The following is a 21,767-nucleotide window of genomic DNA, read 5'->3' as shown; positions in this document are numbered from 1 at the left end:
CTTCAGGCGTCTTCCTGCGCGGCGGGCGGTACGGCGTGCGGGGCGTGCGCGGGCTCCCCATCGGTGACCTGGGCGGTTTCCCGGCCGGCGCCCTGGCCGGTCTCCTGGCCCGCGTCCTGGCTGAGCAGGGCGGTGATCTCGGCCTCGCGGTCCTCGACACGGCGGCTGATCTCGGTGATCCGCGCCCGGATCGCGGCGGTGTCCGCCTCGGAGAACAGCCGGGCCTCCCCGCCGCCGACGAGCTGCCCGGCCAGGGCGAGCAGGTCGATGTCCGTCGTCTCACCGACCTGCACCACGCGGGGCAGGTGGGCGGCGACGGATTCGAGCCTGTCGAGCAGGTCCTGCTGGAAGCGGTGGTCCAGGATCTCCGGCGCCTGCGCCGCGCTCAGCGCCCTGATGTCCAGCGCCTGGGCCTCAAGCAGAGCCGCGTTGGCCTTCGCCGTCGACTCGGCCTCGACCAGCCGCTGGCCCGCCTGGGCCTTGGCCTGGTTCGAGGCGCGTTCCAGAGCGGTGTCCATCCGGGCCTGGTAGCCCGCGATCTCCGCGTGGATGGCCGAGAGTTGCTCCTGCAGCCCGGCGAGCTCCTTGACCAGGTCGCCCTCGTTCTGCTCCTTGCGCAGCTGCAGCTCGTACTCGTAGGTGTAGGCCTCCTTGGCGACCCTGATCATCTCCGGAGCCGCCAGGTCCATCCGGTACTCCTGGCTGGAGGGCTCGGCGTGGGTGATGTTCACGTCGGTGAGCCGTACGGCGGGCAGGAACTGCTGGTTGAGGCTGTCCAGCATGCCCAGGGTGCTCTCGCCGACCAGGTCGTAGATGTCCTCGGCGCGCTGGGCGTAGATGAGGGAGCGGGTCACCTCGCTGATCGCGTTCTGCAGCTTGGCCTGGAAGCCGCCGACCGAGCCGAGGACGAAGATGAACTCGGCCGGGTCCTCGATCCGGAACTGCAGGAAGAGGTCGACGCTCGCCTTGACGCCCTGCTGGGTCGGGGCCTCGCGGATGGGGGCGTTGAAGGGGTACTCACGGGTGGTGTTGACGATGTAGCTGACCCGCTTCCACGGGTTGAGCAGCGTCACCCGCCCGGGTTCGGCGATCTGGACGAGCTTGCCGAACTTGGTGATCAGCGCCTTGCAGCCCTCGGGGACCATGACGACGCTGCGCCGCCACCACAGGAACGCCGCGGCCAGCACCAGGACGGCCCAGTAGTGCGGGCCGAACAGCACCCGCGCGCCCTCGGGCAGGCCGTTGGCGATCAGGCCGACCAGGCCGAGTCCCGCCAGGACGACCAGAGGGATGACGACCCGTGCCGTGGTGCTCTTGGGGATCACCACGGGGGAGATCACGTGGACCGCCTCGCCGTTCTGGCCGCTGCCGCTGAAGCTGCGGTTGACGATCTCCCCGGCCTCGTTCAGTGAGGCGCTGCGGGCTTCGATCAGCGTGCCGACGGACGCGCCCTGCTCACGCGCGGCGAGGAAGTCGGTGGGGTTGAGCGTGAAGCCCTGTTCCCCTGCCTGTCCCGTCACCTGACCGGTGAGCTGGCCTGCGACCTGCCCGGCGATCTGGCGCAGGTCTCCGCCCTGGCCGTACGCCTGGGCGGCCGCGACCGCCGCCTGGATGGCCTCTTTTGGCCGCGACATCACACCTCCGTGGGTCTTGTCCGAAAGCCCGATATATCACGCTTTGTGATTGCCTGCAGGGATGCCAGTAAAGAACATGTGGCTTGCGGATGGCTTGACAGCCGATTGAACGGGTGCTGAACGCCGTGTCCTACGGGGTTCCCGGAGAGGGGACGGGAATGTCGGTGGGGCGTCCTACAGTGGGTGAGGTGAGGCCGGTAACAGATTTGCAGCGCAAGGTGGCCCCCTTCGAGGTCGTCACCGACATGACCCCCTCCGGCGACCAGCCGGCCGCGATCGCCGAGCTTGAGCGGCGGGTGAGGGCGGGTGACAAGGACACCGTCCTGCTGGGCGCGACGGGCACGGGCAAGACGGCCACGGTCGCCTGGCTGATCGAGCGGCTGCAGCGGCCGACCCTGGTCATCCAGCCGAACAAGACGCTCGCCGCGCAGTTCGCCAACGAGCTGCGGGGGATGCTGCCCAACAACGCGGTCGAGTACTTCGTCTCCTACTACGACTACTACCAGCCGGAGGCGTACGTCCCGCAGAGCGACACCTACATCGAGAAGGACTCCTCCATCAACGAGGAGGTCGAGCGGCTGCGCCACTCCGCGACCAACTCGCTGCTGACCCGCCGCGACACGGTCGTGGTCGCCTCGGTCTCGTGCATCTACGGCCTGGGCACCCCCCAGGAGTACGTCGACCGGATGACCGCCCTGAAGGTCGGTCAGGAGATCGAGCGCGACACGCTGCTGCGGCGCCTGGTCGACATGCACTACACCCGCAACGACCTGGCCTTCACCCGCGGCACCTTCCGGGTGCGGGGCGACACGATCGAGATCATCCCGAAGTACGAGGAGCTCGCCGTACGGATCGAGATGTTCGGTGACGAGATCGAGAAGCTGTCCACCATGCACCCGCTGACCGGTGAGGTGATCACCGAGGACGAGGAGCTCTACATCTTCCCCGCCTCCCACTACGTGGCGGGCCCCGAGCGGATGGAACGGGCCGTGCGGGACATCGAGGCCGAGCTGGCAGAGAGCCTGCAGCGGATGGAGCGCCAGGGCAAGCTCCTTGAGGCCCAGCGGCTGCGCATGCGCACCACCTACGACCTGGAGATGATGCGCCAGATCGGCACCTGCTCCGGCATCGAGAACTACTCGCGGCACATGGACGGCCGATCCCCGGGCAGCGCGCCGAACACCCTGCTCGACTACTTCCCCGAGGACTTCCTGCTGGTGCTGGACGAGTCGCACCAGACGGTCCCGCAGATCGGCGCGATGTACGAGGGGGACGCCTCCCGTAAGCGCACGCTCGTCGAGCACGGCTTCCGGCTGCCCTCCGCCCTGGACAACCGCCCGCTGAAGTGGGAGGAGTTCCTGGAGCGGATCGACCAGACGGTCTACCTCTCGGCGACGCCCGGCTCCTACGAGCTGGGCCGCTCCGGTGGCGACGTCGTCGAGCAGGTGATCAGGCCGACCGGCCTGGTCGACCCCGAGGTGGTCGTCAAACCCACGAAGTCGCAGATCGACGACCTGGTCCACGAGATCAGGACCCGCGCGGAGAAGGACGAGCGCGTCCTGGTCACCACGCTGACCAAGAAGATGTCGGAGGACCTCACCGACTACCTGCTCGAACTGGGCATCAGGGTCCGCTACCTGCACAGCGAGGTCGACACGCTGCGCCGCATCGAGCTGCTGCGCGAGCTGCGGCTGGGCGAGTACGACGTGCTGGTCGGCATCAACCTGCTCCGTGAGGGCCTGGACCTGCCGGAGGTCTCCCTGGTGGCCATCCTCGACGCCGACAAGGAGGGCTTCCTGCGCTCGGAGACCTCGCTGATCCAGACCATCGGCCGCGCGGCCCGTAACGTCTCCGGCCAGGTCCACATGTACGCCGACCGGATCACCCCCTCCATGGAGCGGGCGATCGAGGAGACCAACCGGCGCCGGGCCAAGCAGACGGCCTACAACGAGGCCAACGGCATCGACCCCCAGCCGCTCCGCAAGAAGATCGCCGACATCCTCGACTCCCTCAACCGGGAGGACGCCGACACCGCCCAGCTCCTCGGGGGCAGCGGCCGTCAGCAGTCGCGCGGCAAGGCCCCGGTCCCCGGCTTCGCGGTCAAGCAGGCCGGTCAGCACGCCAGGGCGATCGCGGGGGAGATGCCCAGGGCGCAGCTTGAGGCCCTGGTCGAGTCGCTCACCGAGCAGATGCACCAGGCGGCGGCGGACCTGCAGTTCGAGGTGGCCGCCAGGCTGCGTGACGAGATCAAGGAGCTCAAGCGCGAGGTCCGCGACATGCGCGAGGCGGGGGTCTCCTGACCCGGCCCGCCGGAACCCGGGCGGGTGCCGTACGGCCCCGCCCGCCTCGGCGGAGCCTCTCAGCGGTGGTCTGAGCGGCGCTCGTCGTCGGGGAAACGGGGCACCGCGGTGCGGCGGTAGAGCTCGTCGATCTCGTCCAGGGGGTCGGGAGCGCGGCGGCGCGCCTCGATCTCCAGGTCGGTCCGGTCCCGGATGTCGTCGATGCCGTTCGCGGAGTGCGTCATCTGGTCGTTGAGCAGGTCCGCCCGGATTCTGGCGCACGAGGTGGTCAGCTTGGCGTGGTGCTCGCGCAGACGGCCGAGGGAGGCATGGTCGACGTAGGCGGAGTTCCGGCTGTGCCGGGCGTAGAGCGCGAGCTGGCCGTCCAGCTGGTCGGCGTGCACGCCGATCTCGGCCACCAGCCGCGGCAGGTCACCCAGCCCCCATCCGGCCTGGAGCGCCTGGTCGACGGCCTGCCGGGTCAGGGAGACCTCCTTGCGCAGGTCCAGGCGCATCCGCTCGGTCTCACCGGCCTGGCCCGGGTCCATCGCCGCCACCTGGGAGGCCACCCGCTCGGTCACCTTCCTGGCCTTCTTCGTGGCCTTCTTGCCGAGCTTGACCAGGAGGTAGACGCCCACACCTCCGGCGAGAAGGAACAGCACCATGAGCACCAGCACGATGGTGAGGAAAGTGGTGATCTTGATCACCTCCCGGCGGGGGAAACAGGTGTTTCGAGCATAGCCCGCCTGCCCGTGCACACGGGGGTTCGCGACGTGCGCGGGGTCCGGCCGGGAGCCGAAGGGACCTCGCCGTGCACCCCGCCGGTGTCCGCCTCGGGGTGCCGGGGTTCAGACGGGACTTCGCCGCAGGGCGCGGCGGCGCCGTAGGCGGCGGACGGTCCACCAGGCGAACACCGCGAGCACGGCAACCGCGATCACGACCAGGACCGGGAGGAAGATCGCGACCAGGGCCATGGCGAGGGACCCCACGTCCTCCATCGTGCTCACCACCGGTGCCCCCACCCCGGCGGTCGTGGCGTTGACCACCGGTCTGGCGGTCGCCTTCATCACGTGCACCGCGAGCGCGACGCCGATGCCGAGCACCCAGCCGGCCCAGGGGTTGTGGGTCATCCAGTCGGAGCCGTCGAGCCGGGCCGCGGCCTCGGTCGCGCTGAAGACCACGCCGCCGGACAGCGGGCGGATCACGGTCTGGATCATGTCGTTGACGCTGTCGACCACCGGGACCTTGTCGAGGACGAACTCGGCGACCAGCAGCACGCCGACGATCGCGAGCACCCAGCCGTTGGCCAGCCAGGCGAACTCCGGCTGCAGCCGCACCTGGTCGGTGAGGTTGGCGAGCAGGCCGACGACCAGCAGCGGTATGTAGGCGTTCAGCCCCGCCGCGGTGGAGAGTCCAAGGCCTGTCAGTGCCGCGAGCATCGTGCCTCCGTGGTGTCTCGGTCCTCCCATTCAACGTCCTTGGGGCACCGGTGGATCCCGCCGGGTTCCGGTGCCGGGCGAAACGGCGGCGGGGGCGTGTCCGTGATGGACACGCCCCCGCCTGTTCCCGCGGGCTACTCCGAAACGGGGATCCGGAGGATTTCGCCCTTGCCGGGCGCCATGGCCTTGTCGGCCACATAGACGGCGCCGTCGGGGCCTACGGCCACGCCGAGGGGGGTGGTCAGCGTGCCGGGCTTGAGAAGCTCGGTACGGGTGCCGTCACCCTCGACGCGGTAGACGGTGGTCTTGCTCATGCCGTTGGCGGGAAGCGGTCCGGCGGATCCCAGGACGATCAGCCGCCCCTTGGCGTCGAAGGCCACGTCGGCGACCGTGGTGAAGCCGCGTGCGGCGGTGGTGACCTTGCCGTCCTTGAGACGGAGGACCCGGGCCGCCCCCTCGGGGTTGGGGAATCCGCCGTGCTCGGCGACGTAGTAGGCGCCGTCGGGGCCCTTGGCGATGCCCATCGGCACCGACTGCATCGGGATCTTGCTGCCCTTGGGCATCTTGAGCGCCGGGGGAGCGGCGACGGACCTGGCGTGCAGGACCGCCTCGGTGCTGACCCTGCCCTTGCGGTCGACCCGCAGCACGGAGTTGCCGCCGGTGTCGGTGACCAGCGCGCCGCCGCCGGGCAGCGGGGCGAGGCCGAACGGGTAGGAGTCCACGGCGCTGCCCTTGTCCTTGCGGTCCGGGTTGTGCCTGGTCTCGTGGGCGGCCAGGTCGGCGAAGGACAGCCGCCTGCCCTTGGTGGAGAGGGTCAGCAGCGTGCCCAGGGTCCTGGCCTTGGGGCCGAGCTTGGCACGGAAGGCGGTGTCGCCGGAGAAACCGACGGTCACCAGCAGGTCGCCCTTGGGGGTGACCGCCACGTCGTGCGGGCCGAGGGCGAACGGGCCGCTGGCAGCCGAGGGCAGGCCGCCGACCAGCACGGAGGTCTTGCCCTCCTTCAGGACGCTGATTCGCCCGGTCAGGCCGAAGCACATCTTCTCCGCCTTCTCCCCCTTCTTGGCGGGGGTCATGGCGCACTTGACCTTGCCGCCGTGACCGGACTCGGCGATGTAGAGGGCACCGTCGGGACCGAAGGAGATGCCGCGCGGGCTGTCGAGGCCCTTGGCGACGACCTCGGGCGCGCCGCCGTCCGCCCGTGCCGCCGTCACCGGACCGGCCGTCACGGCCAGTGCCGCGACTCCTCCTGTGGCAGCAGCGAGCAGCCTGCGGCCGATACGAACTCCGCTCAACGCAATCCCCTCCACGATCCCCGCCATATCCGTCAAGCCGGGGCGAACACCCGGAAAGCTATGAGCTTCTTCGGGTCGCTCACAAGGAAAAAACGCCACAATCCACCCTGCTGTGCGGCGATTTCCCCCGGGCGGGTGACCGTCCCTCCGTCTCCCGGCGGACGACCCCGCCGGCGCCTCTCAGCCGACGGCTGACGGACCGGTCCCGGGCGCGGGGGTCACGGCGGTGTCGAGCCCGCCGGCGCGGCCGACGCGCCGAGGGCCCGGTCCGCGGCCACGGTCCCGGCACGGCCGGCCGAGGTACCGTCCAGGTGGGGCGGCAACCATCCCCGCCCCGGCACGTGGTGGCGCACGACCCGGGCGGGCACCCCGGCGATCACGCTGTGGTCGGGGAACTCGCCGCGGACCACGGCGCCGCCCGCGACCACGCACTGCCTGCCGATCCTGGTCCCCGGCAGGATGATCGCGCCGGTGCCGAGCCAGGAGCCCGAACCGATGACCACCGGGTTGTTGCGCGGCCACTGACGGCCGATCGGCGTCTCCGGGTCGTCGTAGACGTGGTTCTGGTCGGTGATGTACACGTAGGGGCCGGTGAAGACATGGTCGCCGATGTCGATCGACTGGTGTCCCACGATGTGGCTGCCCCTGCCGATCGAGCAGCTCTCGCCGATCCGCACGATCGAGACGGGGCCGAGGTCGACGCCGGGGCCCATGCCCGCGGAGATCGACACCCGCTCGCCGACCAGGGTGTGGGCGCCGATCTCGATCCAGGCCTCGCCGAAGACGGCCCCCATGGGGAAGGCGAGGCACGCGCCCTCGCCGATGCGGCGGAAGCGGTAGCCCGCGGGGCTGGTGGCGCTCACCGCGCCCACGGTGCGGACCGCGGACCAGACACGGTGCACAAGGCTGCCCATGGCACGCCGTACCACACCACGAAGTGACATAGCGGCCCAAGGTACCGTCAGGTCATATGGCGGCGAAATGCGGGTCAGGGGATGTACGGGCCGATCACGGGAACCGTTTGATATTCTGAGAGCCCGTGGACATGTAGGCCGTCAGCAGGACGCGCCGACTGATCTATGACGACCACGGGAGACTCCTTGCGCAGCGCCGCACACACCAAGCATCTGTTCGTCACCGGCGGCGTCGCCTCCAGCCTCGGCAAGGGACTGACGGCCTCCAGCCTCGGCCGCCTCCTGAAGCTGCGGGGCCTGCGGGTCACCATGCAGAAGCTCGACCCCTACCTCAACGTGGACCCCGGGACGATGAACCCGTTCCAGCACGGCGAGGTCTTCGTGACCGACGACGGCGCCGAGACCGACCTCGACGTCGGCCACTACGAGCGCTTCCTCGACACCGAGCTGCACGGCTCCGCCAACGTCACCACCGGCCAGGTCTACTCCAACGTCATCGCCAAGGAGCGCCGTGGAGAGTACCTCGGCGACACCGTCCAGGTCATTCCGCACATCACCAACGAGATCAAGGACCGCATCCGGGCCATGGCGGGCCCCGACGTCGACGTGGTCATCACCGAGGTCGGCGGCACCGTCGGCGACATCGAGTCGCTGCCCTTCCTTGAGGCGGTCCGCCAGGTCCGCCACGAGGTGGGCCGGGACAACGTCTTCTTCCTGCACGTGTCGCTGCTGCCGTACATCGGGCCGAGCGGCGAGCTGAAGACCAAGCCGACGCAGCACTCGGTCGCCGCGCTGCGCAGCATCGGCATCCAGCCCGACGCGATCGTGTGCCGCTCCGACCGGCCGATCACCAACTCCCTCAAGCGCAAGATCAGCCTCATGTGCGACGTCGACGAGGACGCGGTCGTCTCCGCCGTCGACGCGTCGAGCATCTACGACATCCCCAGGGTGCTGCACTCCGAGGGCCTGGACGCCTACGTGGTGCGCCGCCTCGGCCTGCCCTTCCGCGACGTCGACTGGAAGGAGTGGGAGCAGCTCCTTCGCCGGGTGCACCGCCCGGCGAAGGAGGTCACGATCGCCCTCGTCGGCAAGTACATCGACCTGCCCGACGCCTACCTGTCGGTCACCGAGGCGCTGCGCGCGGGCGGCTTCGCCAACGACGCCCGCGTCAACATCCGCTGGGTCAAGAGCGACGACTGCGAGACCCCCGAGGGCGCGGCCCGTGAGCTCGACGGCGTCGACGGTGTGCTGATCCCCGGCGGATTCGGTGTGCGCGGCATCGAGGGCAAGCTGGGCGCCGTACGGCACGCGAGAGAGACCAAGATCCCGCTGCTCGGCATCTGCCTGGGCATGCAGTGCATGGTCATCGAGGCCGCCCGCAACCTTGCGGGCGTCGAGGACGCGGGCAGCACCGAGTTCGACCCCGAGACCACCCACCCGGTCATCTCGACCATGGCCGACCAGGAGGACGTCGTCTCCGGCGAGCGCGACATGGGCGGCACCATGCGCCTCGGCCTGTACCCCGCCAAACTCTCCGAGGGCTCCCTGGCCCGCCAGCTGTACGGCATGGCCAAGGTCGAGGAGCGCCACCGGCACCGCTACGAGGTCAACAACTCCTACCGCGAGCAGCTTGAGAAGATCGGCATGGTCTTCTCCGGGCTCTCGCCGGACGGCCGTCTCGTGGAGTACGCCGAGCTTCCCGTCGACGTGCACCCGTTCTTCATCGGCACCCAGGCGCACCCCGAGTTCCGTTCCCGCCCCACCCGCCCGCACCCCCTGTTCAAGGGTTTGATCGGGGCGGCCCTGACCTACGCCGACATCCGCGGCACCGCGGCCAAGGCGGGCAGGAGCAAGTGAGCGACACCGTCAAGGCCCTGAACGCCGGGGACGTCGTGGACGTCCCCGAGGAGTGGAAGGTCGTCTCCTCGGTCAGGCACTTCAGCGGGCGCGTCATCACCGTGGTGACCGACGCCGTGGTCATGCCGGACGGAGAGGTCGTCAACCGTGACTACGCGCTCCACCCCGGCTCCGTCGCGGTGGTCGCGCTCGACGACCAGGACCGTGTGCTGCTGCTCAGGCAGTACCGCCACGCGGCCGGGCATCTGCTGTGGGAACTGCCCGCGGGCCTGCGGGACGTCGAGGACGAGCCGCTGCAGGAGGCGGCAGCCAGGGAGCTGGCAGAGGAGGCGGGCTACCGGGCACGGACCTGGCACACCCTGGTCGACGCCTTCACCTCGCCCGGGATGACGGGGGAGCGGACCAGGATCTTCCTGGCCAGGGACCTCAGCCTCATCCCCGAGGGGGAGTTCGACTTCGTCGGACGACACGAGGAGTCCGACATGCCGGTGGTCTGGATCCCCCTGTCAGACGCGGTTCGCCGTGCCCTGGCGGGAATGATCCACAATTCCCAAGCCGTGGCCGGTATTCTCGCCGCATACGCCGCTTCGGCGGATGCTTTCGCCTCGCTGCGGCCCGCCGACGCACCGGAGGCATGACAGGAGGAGCCCTGAGCGAGACGGAGGTCGTCCTGGCCAGCTACCTCGCCCACCTGGCGGTGGAGCGGGGCCTGGCGGCCAACACCCTGGCCTCCTACCGTCGTGACCTCCTTCGATACCTGGAACACCTGAGGAACCGCGGCCGCGCCACCTTCGGCGAGGTCGCGGAGGCCGACGTCGCCGCCTTCCTCACCGCGCTGCGGGAGGGAGACGAGGAGCATCGGGCGCTCGTGGACAGCTCGACGGCGCGCGCGGTCTCCTCGGTGCGGGGTCTGCACCGCTTCGCCCTGCGTCAGGGCGTGTGCGATCACGATCCCACCCGCAGGGTGCGTCCGCCGCGCCAGCTCAGGCGCCTGCCCAAGGCGATCAGCGTGGACGAGGTCGAGCGTCTGATCGCGGCCTCGGGCCCGGAGGGGGCGCCGCTCACGATGCGCAACCGGGCGCTGCTCGAACTGCTGTACGGCACGGGAGCCCGCATCTCCGAGGCGGTCGGGCTCGCGGTCGAGGACGTCGACCTGAGCCCGGCCAGCCAGCGGGTGAGGCTGCGGGGCAAAGGCGGACACTCCCGTTTGGTGCCACTCGGCCGTTTCGCCAGGGAGGCGCTCAGGGTCTACCTCACCCGCGCCCGTCCCGGCATCGCCGCCCACGGCAGGGGTGGTTCGGGGCTCTTCCTCAACGCCAGAGGCGGAAGGCTCACCCGGCAGGGGGCCTGGGAGGTGCTGCAGGCGGCGGCCGAACGCGGAGGGCTGGCGGGAATCTCCCCCCATATCTTGCGACATTCGTTCGCAACACACCTCCTGGACGGGGGCGCGGACGTTAGGGTGGTTCAGGAACTACTCGGCCACGCCTCGGTGACCACCACCCAGGTGTACACCCTGGTCACGGTCGACAAACTCCGTGAGGCCTGTGCCGCCGCGCATCCGCGCGTGCGGCATTGACCTTTGTCGTGTCCGGGCGTGCCGCCTTGCCGCATACGTGTTGACGCCATAGTGTCCGTCCGGACGGTCCGGTTCGAGGCCGTCAGGGAGGTTCGACTGGTGACTGTGACCACCGACGGTTCTGGCCGGGGGACGGCCCCTGGAAACCCCGAGAATCCATGGGGGGACACCAAGACCACCGGCACCCCCCGGAGCGGGGGCGTTCTCGGCCCCACCGGGCGGCCTCGCCCGGTGTTCCCCGACCCATCCCCTCGTACGGTGCACGGACCGGCGCGCGTCGTGGCCATGGTCAACCAGAAGGGCGGCGTCGGCAAGACGACCACGACCATCAACCTGGGCGCGGCGCTGGCCGAGGCCGGGCTGAGGGTGCTGCTGGTCGACTTCGACCCGCAGGGCGCCCTGTCCGTCGGCCTCGGCATCAACCCCCACCAGCTCGATCTGACGGTCTACAACCTCCTCATGGAGCCGCAGATCACCGCCAGGGACGTGCTGATGGAGACCGGCGTCGAGGGCATGGACCTGCTGCCGAGCAACATCGACCTGTCGGCGGCCGAGGTCCAGCTCGTCACCGAGGTCGCCCGCGAGCAGGTGCTCGGCAGGGTGATCAAGCCCCTGCTGCCCGAGTACGACGTCTGCCTGATCGACTGCCAGCCGTCCCTGGGCCTGCTCACGATCAACGCGCTGGCCTGCGCGCACGGCGTCATGGTGCCGCTGGAGTGCGAGTTCTTCGCCCTGCGCGGTGTCGCGCTGCTGATGGACACCATCATCAAGGTCCAGCAGCGCATCAACGAGGACCTGGTCATCGAGGGCCTGCTCGCCACCATGTACGACGCGCGTACCCTGCACGGCCGTGAGGTGCTCGCCCGGGTGGTCGAGGCGTTCGACGAGAAGGTCTACCACACGGTGATCAACCGGACGGTCCGCTTCCCCGACGCCACGGTCGCCGGAGAGCCCATCACCAGCTTCGACCCCTCCTCACTCGGCGCGAGCGCCTACCGGGAGCTGGCCCGCGAGGTCCTCGCCAGGTGGAACGCCGAGTAACCACCCCTCACCCGCGGTGACCGGGATCCCGGTGCGGGACAATGACGGGATGACCGAGCAGGCACAGACGGCCGACGACACCTTCAGAGTGCACCTGGAGGTCTTCGAGGGTCCCTTCGACCTGCTGCTCGGCCTTATCTCCAAGCACAAGCTGGACATCACCGAGGTCTCGCTCAGCAAGGTCACCGACGAGTTCATCGCCCACATCCGGGCCAGGGGTCCCGAATGGGACCTCGACCAGACGAGCCACTTCCTCCTCGTGGCCGCGACCCTGCTCGACCTCAAGGCGGCGAGGCTGCTGCCCTCGGGAGAGGTCGACGACGAGGAGGACCTCGCGCTCCTTGAGGCCAGGGACCTGCTGTTCGCCCGCCTCCTGCAGTACCGCGCCTACAAGGAGGTCGTGAAGGTCTTCTCCTCCCGGATGGCGGAGGAGGCCCTGCGCTTCCCCAGGATCGTGCCGATGGAGGCGAGGTTCGCCAACCTGCTGCCCACGCTGGTCCTCGGCGTCGGCCCGGAACGGCTGGCGGAGCTGGCCCGGCGCGCCTTCGCACCCAGGGTTCCCCCCGCGGTCTCCGTCGCCCACATCTACCAACCGCTCGCCAATGTCCGCGAACAGGCGGCTATCCTTGTCCAGCGGCTGCGGCGCATGCGCCGGGCGACCTTCCGCGCTCTCACCTCCGACTGCACGGGCACCTTCGAGGTTGTCGCTCGTTTCCTGGCCGTCCTGGAGCTCTACCGGGAGGCGGCGGTCTCCTTCGAGCAGGTCGAGCCCCTCGGCGAGCTGCATGTGACCTGGACCGGCAGCGACGACGGTGATGTGACCGTCGCCGACGACTACGACGCGAGCGCGGGTAAGGAGCCCTCCGATGACCGATGAGGCGTCCGGCCCCGGCCTGCGCGCCGGGCTTGAGGCGATCCTGCTCGTGGTCGACGAGCCGGTCGCCGAGACGATCCTCGCCCAGGCGCTGGAACGGCCCGTTCCCGAGATCTCCGCCGCGCTTCGGGCGCTGGCGGCGGAATACACGGCCCAGGGCCGGGGTTTTGACCTGAGAGAGGTCGCGGGCGGCTGGCGGTTCTACACGCGGGCCGGATGCGCGGCCCTTGTCGAACGGTTCGTCCGTGACGGCCAGCAGGCGCGGCTCACCCAGGCGGCGCTTGAGACGCTGGCCGTGGTCGCCTACCGCCAGCCGGTCAGCCGGGCCAGGGTGGCGGCCATCCGAGGGGTCAACAGCGACGGCGTCATGCGCACGCTGGTGGCCAGGGGGCTGGTCGAGGAGGCCGGCACCGATCCGGAGGGGCAGGCGTTGCTCTACCGGACGACTTCATATTTCCTTGAGCGGATGGGCCTGCGGGAGCTCGAAGAGCTTCCGGAACTCGCGCCCTTCCTGCCAGACGACGTGGAAAACCTAGAGGAGCAGAAGCAGTGAACAGCAGGCGTGGTACCCCGTCCGGTGATGGACGCGGTCGAGGCCGTGGCGGCGCCCCGCGCGGTGGCGGCTACCGCGGGAGCGGCGACTCCAGAGGCGGATCGCAGGGCGGCTTCCGCCCGGACGCCTCCCGAGGCGCCTCCCGTGGCGGTCCCCGGAGCGACGATCGCGGTGGTTTCCGCGCCGATCGCGGCGGGTTCCGTTCCGAGGGCCCGCGTCGCGATGATCGGGGTGGCTTCCGCTCCGAGGACCGTGGAGGCTTCCGCGCGGAGCGCGGCGGGTCACGCGGCGGGTTCCAGTCCGACGAGCGCGGCGGCTCACGCGGCCGGTACGGCAGGCCGGAGGGCGGTTTCCGGCAGGATTCCCCTCGTCGCGATGACCGTGGTGGGTTCCGTTCCGAGGGCCCGCGTCGTGATGATCGGGGCGGTTTCCGTTCCGAGGACCGTGGTGGGTTCCGTTCTGAGGGTCCCCGTCGTGACGATCGGGGTGGGTTCCGTTCTGAGGGCTCGCGTCGTGATGATCGGGGCGGTTTCCGTTCCGAGGACCGTGGTGGGTTCCGTTCTGAAGGTCCCCGTCGTGATGACCGTGGTGGGTTCTCCGACGAGCGCGGCGGCTCGCGCGGCCGGTACGGCAGGCCGGAGGGCGGTCAGAGGGAGAACCGCGGTGGCGGCTCCCGAGGTCGTTACGGCAAGACCGGCCGTGGCGCGGAGGTCCGTACGATCGGCGGCGGCCGGGCCGACTCCTACGGCGAGCGCCGTCCCGCGCCCGCCAAGGGCGCCTCGGCGAAGGACCGGCAGGGCCAGAAGCCCGCTCTGCGGCCCGGGGGGATCGAGAACGACCGGTTCAAGACCGCCCGCCAGCCCAAGCGCGACTTCGACTTCTACGACTCCGACTACGTCGACGAGCGCGACACCACCGAGGTCCCCGGCGGTGTGCGGCTGCAGAAGGTCCTCGCCCAGGCGGGCGTCGCAAGCCGCAGGGCGTGCGAGGAGATGATCGGCGCGGGCAGGGTGACGGTCGACGGCCAGACCGTCCGCCGTTTCGGCGCCAGGGTCGACCCCGCCAAGCAGGTCATCCACGTGGACGGCAAGCGTCTGCCGACGATGCCCGACCTCGTCTACCTCGCCATCAACAAGCCGCTCGGCGTCGTCAGCACCATGTCCGACCCCGACGGCCGCCCCTCGCTGGCCGACTACGTGGCCGACCGCACCGAGCGGCTGTTCCACGTGGGCCGTCTCGACACCGAGACCGAGGGCCTCATCCTGCTCACCAACGACGGGGAACTGGCCAACCGGCTCACCCACCCCAGCTACGGCGTGCAGAAGAAGTACTGGGCGAAGGTGCCGGGCAGGATCGAGCGTGACCTGGGTCACCGCCTGAAGAAGGGCGTCGAGCTTGAGGACGGCATCGCCAAGGCCGACTCCTTCAGCATCGTCCAGGAGCACGGCCAGCAGGCCCTGGTGGAGATCGTCCTGCACGAGGGGCGCAAGCACATCGTCCGCCGCATGCTGGAGGAGGTCGGGCACCCGGTCATCGACCTGGCCCGTATCGAGTTCGGCCCGGTCAAACTCGGCAGGCTCAAGCCGGGGACGATCCGCGCGCTGACCCTCAAGGAGGTCGGGGAACTCTACGCCGCCGTGGGTCTGTGACCCGAGGCCGGTAACCTTCCCCGACATACACGTTCAGGACACGAAGGAGCGACGATGGTGCGGGCGATCCGCGGGGCGGTCCAGGTCGACGCGAACGACAGGGACGCGATCCTGGCCGGGGTGACCGAGCTGGTCACGGAGGTGATGGGACGCAACAGGCTCACCACCGACGACGTGATCAGTGTGATCTTCACCGCGACGCCCGACCTGAACGCCGAGTTCCCCGCCCTGGCGGCACGCAAGCTCGGCTTTCACGACGTCCCGTTGATCTGCGCCTCGGAGATCGACGTCCCGGGCGCGCTGCCCCGCGTCGTACGGCTGATGGCGCACGTGGAGACCGACCGGCCGCGTCAGGAGATCCACCATGTCTACCTGCACGGCGCGGCGGCCCTGCGGGTCGACATCGCCCAGTGACCCCCGTCCAAGCGTCACGCCGGAGGAGTGCGTGTGAACGGCCTTGAGAGCGTCCTCGTCGTCGGCACGGGCCTGATCGGTACCTCGGTCGCCCTCGCCCTGCGCGGCCACGACGTCCCCGTCCACCTGGCCGACCGCGACGCGGGAGCCGTACGGCTGGCGCGGGAACTCGGCGCGGGCGTCGAGTGGGACGGGCGGCGGGTCGGGCTCGCGGTCGTCGCGGTCCCGCCGCACCTCGTCGCCGACCAGATCGCCCGTCTGCAGCGGGAGGGCGCGGCGCGCTTCTACACCGACGTGGCCAGCGTCAAGCGGCTGCCGATCGAGGGAGCGGCGGCGCTCGGCTGCGACCTGAGCACCTACGCGCCGGGGCATCCCCTGGCGGGCAGGGAGCGCTCGGGCCCGGCGGCGGCCAGGGCCGACCTGTTCCTGGGCAGGCCGTGGGCGCTGTGCCCGACGGAGGAGACCTCGCCTGACGCGGTCGAGGCTCTGCGCGGCCTGATCAAGCTCTGCGGCGGCGAGGCCGTCGAGGTCGGCGCGGACGAGCACGACAGGGCCGTCGCGGTCGTCTCGCACGCCCCGCACGTGGCCGCCTCCGCGGTGGCCGCCAGGCTCGCCGAGGCCTCCGGGACCGCGCTCGGCCTGGCCGGTCAGGGGGTCCGTGACGTCACCCGCATCGCGGCGGGGGACCCGGCGCTGTGGACCGGCATCCTGTCGGGCAACGCGCTGCCGGTCGCCGACGTGCTCGAGGCGATCGCGGACGATCTGGCCACCGCCGCCGCCGCGCTGCGCGCCGCCGCAGCCCCGGCGGACGGGAACGCCGGCATGGACGGCGTCACCGGCCTGCTGCGCCGCGGTGTGGTGGGCACGACCAGGATTCCCGGCAAGCACGGCGGTCCCGCGCGTGCCTACGCGAGCGTCCAGGTCGTCATCGGCGACCGCCCTGGAGAGCTGGCCCGGCTGTTCCAGGTGGCCGAGGCGGCGGGTGTCAACATCGAGGACGTCCGTCTTGAGCACACCCCGGGGCTGCCCCTGGGCGCCGCCGAACTGCAGGTCCAGCCGGAGGCCGTACCGGCCCTGTCGGAGGCGTTGCGGGCGGGCGGCTGGCAGCTTCCCTAGAAGCGGTCCCCACGGCCCGTTCGCGGCGGGCCGTGGGTCGTCCGATGCGCGATCGCCTCTCCGTTCCCGGTAGCCTCGTACGGACAACTGAAGCGGGCTGCAAGGGAGAGGCGTCGTGACCGGACTGGTCGTCGCGATGGACGGTCCTTCGGGGTCGGGCAAGTCGAGCGCGTCGCGTGGGGTCGCGCGGGCGCTCGGGCTGCGTTATCTCGACACCGGGGCGATGTACCGGGCGATCACATGGTGGATGCTCCAGCAGGGCGTCGATCTCTCCGACCAGGAGGCGATCGCCGCCAGGGCGCTCGGCCCGGTGCTGACGCTCGGCACCGACCCGGACGCCCCCTCGGTCGCCGTGGACGGCGCCGACGTGGCGGCTCCCATCCGCACCGCCGAGGTCACCGCGGCCGTCTCCGCGGTCAGCGCGGTGCCCGAGGTGCGGCGCAGGCTGGTGGCCGAGCAGCGTGAGATCATCGGCGAGGGTGGCATCGTCGTCGAGGGCCGCGACATCGGCACGGTCGTCGTCCCGGACGCCCCGGTCAAGATCTATCTGACCGCGAGCGCCGACGCCAGGGCGCTGCGCCGTACGGCGGAGCTGGCGGGCACCACGGTGCAGGCGCAGAAGGCCGCGATGGCCAGGCGCGACACCCTGGACTCCACACGCAAGGCGGACCCGCTCGCGATGGCGGCCGACGCCGTAGAACTCGACACAACGGCGCTCAACCTCGACGAGGTCGTCGCCGAGATCCTGCGTTTGATTAAGGAAAAGACGTGACAGGGGAATTCGAAGAAGACAGCGGCTGGATCGACGCGGGGCCGGTCGATCCAGGTACCGGGGAAGGCTCAGAGGAGGACTGGCGGGACGCCGGTCCTCAGCCGGTCGTCGCCGTGGTCGGGCGTCCCAATGTGGGCAAGTCCACGCTGGTCAACCGGATCATCGGCCGCCGTGAGGCGGTCGTTGAGGACGTACCGGGCGTGACCCGGGACCGGGTCACCTACGACGCCACCTGGCGTGGACGGCGCTTCACGGTCGTCGACACCGGAGGCTGGGACCCGGACGCGACCGGTATGGCGCTGAGGATCGCCGAGCAGGCGCAGGTGGCCGCGGAGCTGGCCGACGTGATCCTGTTCGTGGTCGACGCGACGGTCGGCGTGACCGACGCCGACGAGATCGTCGGGCACGTGCTGCGCTCCTCGGGCAAGCCGGTGATCCTCGCCGCGAACAAGGTCGACAACCAGCAGATGGAGCTTGAGGCCGCCGGGCTGTGGTCCCTCGGCCTGGGCGAGCCCCACCCGGTCTCGGCTCTGCACGGCCGGTCGAGCGGTGACCTGCTCGACGTGGTCCTCGACAGCCTGCCCGAGACGCCGCCGCAGCGCTTCGGCGAGGAGCGGGGACCGCGCAGGGTGGCCCTGCTCGGTAAGCCGAACGTGGGCAAGTCCTCGCTGCTGAACAAGCTGGCGGGGGAGGAGCGCGTCCTGGTCGACCCGATGGCGGGCACCACCCGCGATCCGGTCGACGAGCTGATCCAGCTGGGCGGCAAGACCTGGCGTTTCGTGGACACCGCGGGCATCCGCAGGCGTGACCGCGAGCTGAAGGGCGCCGACTTCTACGCCAGCATGCGCACCAGGTCGGCCCTGGAGCGTTCCGAGATCGCGGTCGTGCTCATCGACGCCAGTGAGACGCTGACCGAGCAGGACCTGCGGATCATCTCCCTGGTGATCGAGTCGGGGCGGGCCATGGTCGTGGCGTTCAACAAGTGGGACCTGCTCGACGAGGACCGCCGCTACTACCTGGAGAAGGAGATCGACCGTCAGCTCGTCCGCGTTCCGTGGGCGCTGCGGGTCAACATCTCCGCCAAGACCGGCTGGCACGTGGACAGGCTCGTCCCCGCTCTGGAGAAGGCGCTGGAGTCCTGGTCGACCCGGGTGCCGACCGCCCGCCTCAACGCCTTCCTCACCGAGCTGGTCGCGGCGACCCCACCCCCTGTCAGGGGCGGCAAGCAGCCCAAGATCCTCTTCGCCACCCAGGCGACGACCGAGCCGCCCAGGTTCGTGCTGTTCACCTCAGGCTTCCTTGAGGAGACCTACCGCCGGTTCATCGAGCGCAGGATCCGTGAGGAGTTCGGCTTCGCGGGCTCCCCGATCGAGGTCACGATGAAGATCAGAGAGAAGCGGCAGGGCCAGAAGAAGAAGTGACCCGTTCACCGGGTACGGCGCGCGCCGTACCCGGTGAACGGGCTCAGCGCAGGCTCTTGAGGTGGGTCACGACCGGGCTGTAGGCGGCTTCGAGCTCCCGCAGCTGGTCGTCGGTCAGCAGGTCGATGAAGTGCTGCCGTACGCTGGCCACGTGATGCGGGGCGACCTGCTGGATCGTGGCCCAGCCGTGCTCGGTGAGCACCGCGAAGGTGCCGCGCCTGTCGTCGACGCAGGTCTCCCTGGCGACCAGTCCGGCCGCCTCCATCCGGGAGATCTGGTGGGACAGGCGGCTGCGGGACTGGATCGTGGCGTCGGCGAGGTCGCTCATGCGCATCCGGTGGCCCGGGCTCTCCGAGAGGTTGACCAGGATCTCGTAGTCGTTCACCGAAAGCCCGAAGGTCTGCAGGTCACGATCGAGGCGGTGCTCAAGTAGTTTGTGCGCGGCCAGATGAGCACGCCAGGCCCGCTGCTCCATCGTGGAGAGCCAGCGGGGCTCCTCGTCGTTCACTGCTGCTATCACCCGTTCCTCGCTCGTCGTGCTGGAGGCCGCCACGGGTTGGCCGTTTCGCCCGCCGTGCCGTGATCGCTCCTGGCTCATAGAGCAGAACTTACCTCAGACGGTGGTTACGACCTCCTCGTAGGTCAGGCGGGGAAGGCGGTCGAACCAGGCGTCAGGGCCGGGCCTGCCGATGTTGACGACCGCCAGCACGGTGTGGGCCTCGTCGAGGAACTCCTTGTCGACGCCGGCGGCGTCGTAGCCCGCCATCGGGCCCGCGGCGAGACCCGCCGCGCGTACGCCCAGGATGAAGTAGCCGACCTGCAGCGCCGCGTTGAACGTCGCGGTGCGGGAGCGCAGCGCCTCGTCGGCGGCGAAGGCGTCCCTGGCCTGCGGCCGGTGCGGGAAGACCTTGGGCAGCTCCTCGTGGAAGTCGAGGTCGGCGGCGAGGATGGCGACCAGCGGGGCGGCCGCGGTCTTGGCCTGGTTGCCCGGCGCCATCAGGTGGACCAGGCGTTCCCGGGCCTGCGGCGAGCGCACCAGGACGACTCGCAGCGGCTGCTGGTTCATCGCGGTGGGGGCGTACTTGACCAGGTCGTAGATCGCTCGCACCTGTTCGTCGCTCACCGGTTCCGTGGTGAAGGTGTTGGCCGTACGGGCCTCACGGAAGAGCAGGTCCTGGGCCTCGGGAGAGAGCACGAGCGACATGTTTCACCCCTTGTGGGTTATATGCACGGTTTCTGGCGTTCTCTGCCGTCAACATAGGTGAAGATTCAACTATTCCACGGTGGGCAGGAGACGTGCGTCACGACCGGACGGCGGGGAGGAGGTGAAGGGTGGAGGACAAGCAGGAGAGCCTCGGCACGGTGATCGTCGCGGGGCTGGCCAACCTCGCCATCGCCCTGGCCAAGCTGGTGGCGGGACTGGTCAGCGGCTCCTCGGCGATGCTGTCCGAGGCCGCGCACTCGGCCGCGGACACGGTCACCGAGGTCCTGCTGTTCATCGCGGTGCGCAGGGCCGGTCGCCCCGCGGACGCCCGCCACCCCTTCGGGTACGGCATGGCGGGCTTCTTCTGGGCGCTCATGGCCGCCTTCGCCACCCTCATCGGCGGAGCCGGGTTCTCGATCACCCATGGCGTGCACGAGATCGCCCACGGCGAGGAACTGGCCGACCTGAGGCTCTCCTACCTGGTCCTGGCGATCGCCTTCGTCGTCGAGGGGATCTCCCTCCTCAAGGCCCTGTCGCAGGTGCGCGGGCAGGCCAGGAGACTGCGGGTCAGCCCGGGGCGCTACGTCGCCAGGACCCCGGACACCGCGCTCAAGGCCGTCGTCTTCGAGGACGCCGCCGCGCTGGTCGGCCTGCTGATCGCCGCGGCCGGACTGCTCGGCTACCAGGTGACCGGATCCTCCCTGTGGGACGGCGCCGCCTCCGTGGTGATCGGCCTGCTGCTCCTGGGCGTGGCGCTCAACCTCATCCGCGCCAACGCCTCCCTGCTGATCGGCCAGTCGGCACCGGCACGGGTCGAGCGGGAGATCAGGGCCGAACTGCTCGCGATGCCCAAGGTCGAGGCGGTGGTCGAGCTGCTGACCATGATGCTGGGCCCCGATGAGATCATGGTCGCCGCCCGGGTGGACTTCGTCGACGAGAGCACGGCGGGCGCGCTCGAACGCGCCGCGGACCGGGTCGAGCGCACGCTCGCCGAACGCTTCCCGGCCATCTCACAGGTCTTCCTCGACCCGACTCCCGGGGAACAGGCCAAACGTGGCCGGGCGGTCGGTGACGACGCTGACCGCGACGCCTGAGGCGGTGCGCCACTCCAGCAGATGCCTGCCCTCCCACTCCAGGCGCCGCCGTCCGTCCCCGGCGCCGTCGAGGGGAAGCGCGGACAGGTCGGCCGAGCGCAGGCCGTCGAGGGCGAGCTCCCCGCGCTTGATGAGGGCCTCCTTGCGGACCCACAGGCGGATCAGCGACTCGTTGTCGGCGACCAGGGCCCTTTCCTCGGGGGACAGCGCCTGTGCCGCCAGGGACTCCTCAAACGGGCCCCCGGGCACCCGCTCGGCGTCGACGCCGATCCGCCCCGGGCCCGCCGCCGCGCACACGTACCCCCCGGTGTGGGAGAGGCTGACGCCGAGCTCGGGGAACTCCGCCAGGGACGGCCTGCCGTGCCCCGGGCCACAGCGGTCGCAGTGCTGCAGCAGCGTCAGCTCCTCCTCGGGCACTCCGGTCACCCGGGCGGCGCAGCGCCGTACCAGGAGGTGGGCGGCCACGAAGTCGCGGCGGTGGGCCTCCTTGAGGAAGCGCGCCGCCCGCTCCCGCTCCACCTCGGTGAGCAGGTCCAGCGCGGCGGGGGAGTAGATCTCGTCGGTCGGACCGGCCAGCACCAGGCAATCAGGCATCCGCCCAGACTAGGGCCCGTCCGGGCGGCGGGTCGTGGGTGCCT

At 70.4% G+C, this 21,767-nt stretch carries 21 protein-coding genes; 13 read left to right on the top strand and 8 right to left on the bottom strand.

The window, feature by feature from the left end; genetic code table 11:
- Positions 1-2: 2 nt before the first annotated feature.
- On the bottom strand, positions 3-1,634 hold the full coding sequence (locus tag ABZ470_RS33535; protein WP_362916457.1) for an SPFH domain-containing protein: 1,632 nt from the start codon (positions 1,632-1,634) through the stop codon (positions 3-5).
- 188 nt (positions 1,635-1,822) lie between these two features.
- On the opposite strand from ABZ470_RS33535, the gene uvrB reads away from it, so the two are divergent.
- Positions 1,823-3,934 carry an excinuclease ABC subunit UvrB gene (gene uvrB / locus ABZ470_RS33530; RefSeq protein WP_352009089.1) on the top strand — a complete coding sequence of 704 codons (2,112 nt, stop codon included), beginning with the start codon at positions 1,823-1,825 and terminating at the stop codon, positions 3,932-3,934.
- Between the two features lie 59 nt (positions 3,935-3,993).
- On the opposite strand, the gene ABZ470_RS33525 is transcribed toward uvrB, so the two are convergent.
- The 4 genes from ABZ470_RS33525 to ABZ470_RS33510 form a co-directional block, all read right to left on the bottom strand.
- Positions 3,994-4,620, bottom strand: a complete 627-nt coding sequence (locus tag ABZ470_RS33525) for a hypothetical protein (protein WP_362771598.1) — start codon at positions 4,618-4,620, stop codon at positions 3,994-3,996.
- Positions 4,621-4,761: 141 nt separating this feature from the next.
- Complete coding sequence (locus ABZ470_RS33520; RefSeq protein WP_352009091.1) at positions 4,762-5,352, bottom strand: DUF4126 domain-containing protein; 591 nt, start codon at positions 5,350-5,352, stop codon at positions 4,762-4,764.
- 134 nt (positions 5,353-5,486) lie between these two features.
- Complete coding sequence (locus tag ABZ470_RS33515; protein ID WP_362916455.1) at positions 5,487-6,644, bottom strand: ScyD/ScyE family protein; 1,158 nt, start codon at positions 6,642-6,644, stop codon at positions 5,487-5,489.
- A gap of 218 nt (positions 6,645-6,862) precedes the next feature.
- Positions 6,863-7,588: an acyltransferase gene (locus tag ABZ470_RS33510; protein ID WP_352009093.1), complete on the bottom strand. Its 726-nt coding sequence runs from the start codon at positions 7,586-7,588 to the stop codon at positions 6,863-6,865.
- Between the two features lie 156 nt (positions 7,589-7,744).
- Between ABZ470_RS33510 and ABZ470_RS33505 the strand changes: the two genes are divergently transcribed.
- From ABZ470_RS33505 to der, 11 genes are all read left to right on the top strand, one after another.
- The gene (locus ABZ470_RS33505; protein WP_352009094.1) at positions 7,745-9,415 is read left to right on the top strand and encodes a CTP synthase; all 1,671 of its coding nucleotides are present in this window, start codon (positions 7,745-7,747) and stop codon (positions 9,413-9,415) included.
- A complete protein-coding gene (locus ABZ470_RS33500; protein WP_352009095.1) occupies positions 9,412-10,053 on the top strand; it encodes an NUDIX hydrolase in 642 nt (213 codons plus the stop codon). The genes ABZ470_RS33505 and ABZ470_RS33500 overlap by 4 nt, the downstream gene beginning before the upstream one ends.
- Complete coding sequence (locus ABZ470_RS33495) at positions 10,050-10,991, top strand: site-specific tyrosine recombinase XerD (protein WP_352009096.1); 942 nt, start codon at positions 10,050-10,052, stop codon at positions 10,989-10,991. The genes ABZ470_RS33500 and ABZ470_RS33495 overlap by 4 nt, the downstream gene beginning before the upstream one ends.
- A 99-nt stretch (positions 10,992-11,090) precedes the next feature.
- The gene (locus ABZ470_RS33490) at positions 11,091-12,032 is read left to right on the top strand and encodes a ParA family protein (protein ID WP_352009097.1); all 942 of its coding nucleotides are present in this window, start codon (positions 11,091-11,093) and stop codon (positions 12,030-12,032) included.
- A gap of 49 nt (positions 12,033-12,081) precedes the next feature.
- Positions 12,082-12,909: a segregation/condensation protein A gene (locus ABZ470_RS33485; RefSeq protein WP_352009098.1), complete on the top strand. Its 828-nt coding sequence runs from the start codon at positions 12,082-12,084 to the stop codon at positions 12,907-12,909.
- Complete coding sequence (gene scpB / locus ABZ470_RS33480) at positions 12,899-13,459, top strand: SMC-Scp complex subunit ScpB (protein WP_352009099.1); 561 nt, start codon at positions 12,899-12,901, stop codon at positions 13,457-13,459. Before ABZ470_RS33485 ends, scpB begins: the two co-directional genes overlap by 11 nt.
- A complete protein-coding gene (locus ABZ470_RS33475; RefSeq protein WP_362916453.1) occupies positions 13,456-15,108 on the top strand; it encodes a pseudouridine synthase in 1,653 nt (550 codons plus the stop codon). The genes scpB and ABZ470_RS33475 overlap by 4 nt, the downstream gene beginning before the upstream one ends.
- A 54-nt stretch (positions 15,109-15,162) precedes the next feature.
- Positions 15,163-15,522, top strand: a complete 360-nt coding sequence (gene aroH, locus ABZ470_RS33470) for a chorismate mutase (protein ID WP_352009101.1) — start codon at positions 15,163-15,165, stop codon at positions 15,520-15,522.
- A gap of 33 nt (positions 15,523-15,555) precedes the next feature.
- Positions 15,556-16,638 carry a prephenate dehydrogenase gene (locus ABZ470_RS33465; protein ID WP_352009102.1) on the top strand — a complete coding sequence of 361 codons (1,083 nt, stop codon included), beginning with the start codon at positions 15,556-15,558 and terminating at the stop codon, positions 16,636-16,638.
- Positions 16,639-16,774: 136 nt separating this feature from the next.
- On the top strand, positions 16,775-17,410 hold the full coding sequence (cmk, locus tag ABZ470_RS33460; RefSeq protein WP_352009465.1) for a (d)CMP kinase: 636 nt from the start codon (positions 16,775-16,777) through the stop codon (positions 17,408-17,410).
- The gene (der, locus tag ABZ470_RS33455; RefSeq protein WP_362916451.1) at positions 17,407-18,831 is read left to right on the top strand and encodes a ribosome biogenesis GTPase Der; all 1,425 of its coding nucleotides are present in this window, start codon (positions 17,407-17,409) and stop codon (positions 18,829-18,831) included. The genes cmk and der overlap by 4 nt, the downstream gene beginning before the upstream one ends.
- 43 nt (positions 18,832-18,874) lie before the next feature.
- Here der and ABZ470_RS33450 read toward each other — a convergent pair whose 3' ends face one another.
- Both ABZ470_RS33450 and ABZ470_RS33445 read right to left on the bottom strand, forming a co-directional pair.
- Positions 18,875-19,429 (bottom strand): MarR family transcriptional regulator, encoded by a 555-nt coding sequence (locus ABZ470_RS33450; RefSeq protein ID WP_352009104.1) that lies wholly within the window; start codon positions 19,427-19,429, stop codon positions 18,875-18,877.
- A 15-nt stretch (positions 19,430-19,444) separates the two neighbouring features.
- The gene (locus tag ABZ470_RS33445; protein ID WP_362916449.1) at positions 19,445-20,035 is read right to left on the bottom strand and encodes a malonic semialdehyde reductase; all 591 of its coding nucleotides are present in this window, start codon (positions 20,033-20,035) and stop codon (positions 19,445-19,447) included.
- 128 nt (positions 20,036-20,163) lie between these two features.
- On the opposite strand from ABZ470_RS33445, the gene ABZ470_RS33440 reads away from it, so the two are divergent.
- Positions 20,164-21,129, top strand: coding sequence for a cation diffusion facilitator family transporter (locus ABZ470_RS33440; RefSeq protein WP_362916447.1), 966 nt, complete (start codon positions 20,164-20,166; stop codon positions 21,127-21,129).
- Here the strand turns inward: ABZ470_RS33440 and ABZ470_RS33435 are convergent.
- Complete coding sequence (locus tag ABZ470_RS33435; RefSeq protein WP_362916445.1) at positions 21,046-21,723, bottom strand: 4'-phosphopantetheinyl transferase superfamily protein; 678 nt, start codon at positions 21,721-21,723, stop codon at positions 21,046-21,048. The genes ABZ470_RS33440 and ABZ470_RS33435 overlap by 84 nt on opposite strands.
- Between the last annotated feature and the right edge of the window lie 44 nt (positions 21,724-21,767).

The organism is Streptosporangium sp. NPDC020072, assembly GCF_040631445.1.
Taxonomy (GTDB): domain Bacteria; phylum Actinomycetota; class Actinomycetes; order Streptosporangiales; family Streptosporangiaceae; genus Streptosporangium.
Note: the sequence above shows the minus strand (reverse complement) of the source record. Positions and strands in the feature narration are given on the sequence as shown.

Bases quoted from the DNA above. Each gene is read 5' to 3' on its own strand.
- ABZ470_RS33520 (WP_352009091.1), bottom strand. From the start codon at position 5,352: ATGCTCGCGGCACTGACAGGCCTTGGACTCTCCACCGCGGCGGGGCTG.
- ABZ470_RS33435 (WP_362916445.1), bottom strand. From the start codon at position 21,723: ATGCCTGATTGCCTGGTGCTGGCCGGTCCGACCGACGAGATCTACTCC.
- ABZ470_RS33450 (WP_352009104.1), bottom strand. From the start codon at position 19,429: ATGAGCCAGGAGCGATCACGGCACGGCGGGCGAAACGGCCAACCCGTG.
- ABZ470_RS33495 (WP_352009096.1), top strand. From the start codon at position 10,050: ATGACAGGAGGAGCCCTGAGCGAGACGGAGGTCGTCCTGGCCAGCTAC.
- ABZ470_RS33535 (WP_362916457.1), bottom strand. From the start codon at position 1,634: ATGTCGCGGCCAAAAGAGGCCATCCAGGCGGCGGTCGCGGCCGCCCAG.
- ABZ470_RS33485 (WP_352009098.1), top strand. From the start codon at position 12,082: ATGACCGAGCAGGCACAGACGGCCGACGACACCTTCAGAGTGCACCTG.
- aroH (WP_352009101.1), top strand. From the start codon at position 15,163: ATGGTGCGGGCGATCCGCGGGGCGGTCCAGGTCGACGCGAACGACAGG.
- cmk (WP_352009465.1), top strand. From the start codon at position 16,775: ATGGACGGTCCTTCGGGGTCGGGCAAGTCGAGCGCGTCGCGTGGGGTC.
- ABZ470_RS33445 (WP_362916449.1), bottom strand. From the start codon at position 20,035: ATGTCGCTCGTGCTCTCTCCCGAGGCCCAGGACCTGCTCTTCCGTGAG.
- scpB (WP_352009099.1), top strand. From the start codon at position 12,899: ATGACCGATGAGGCGTCCGGCCCCGGCCTGCGCGCCGGGCTTGAGGCG.
- ABZ470_RS33510 (WP_352009093.1), bottom strand. From the start codon at position 7,588: ATGTCACTTCGTGGTGTGGTACGGCGTGCCATGGGCAGCCTTGTGCAC.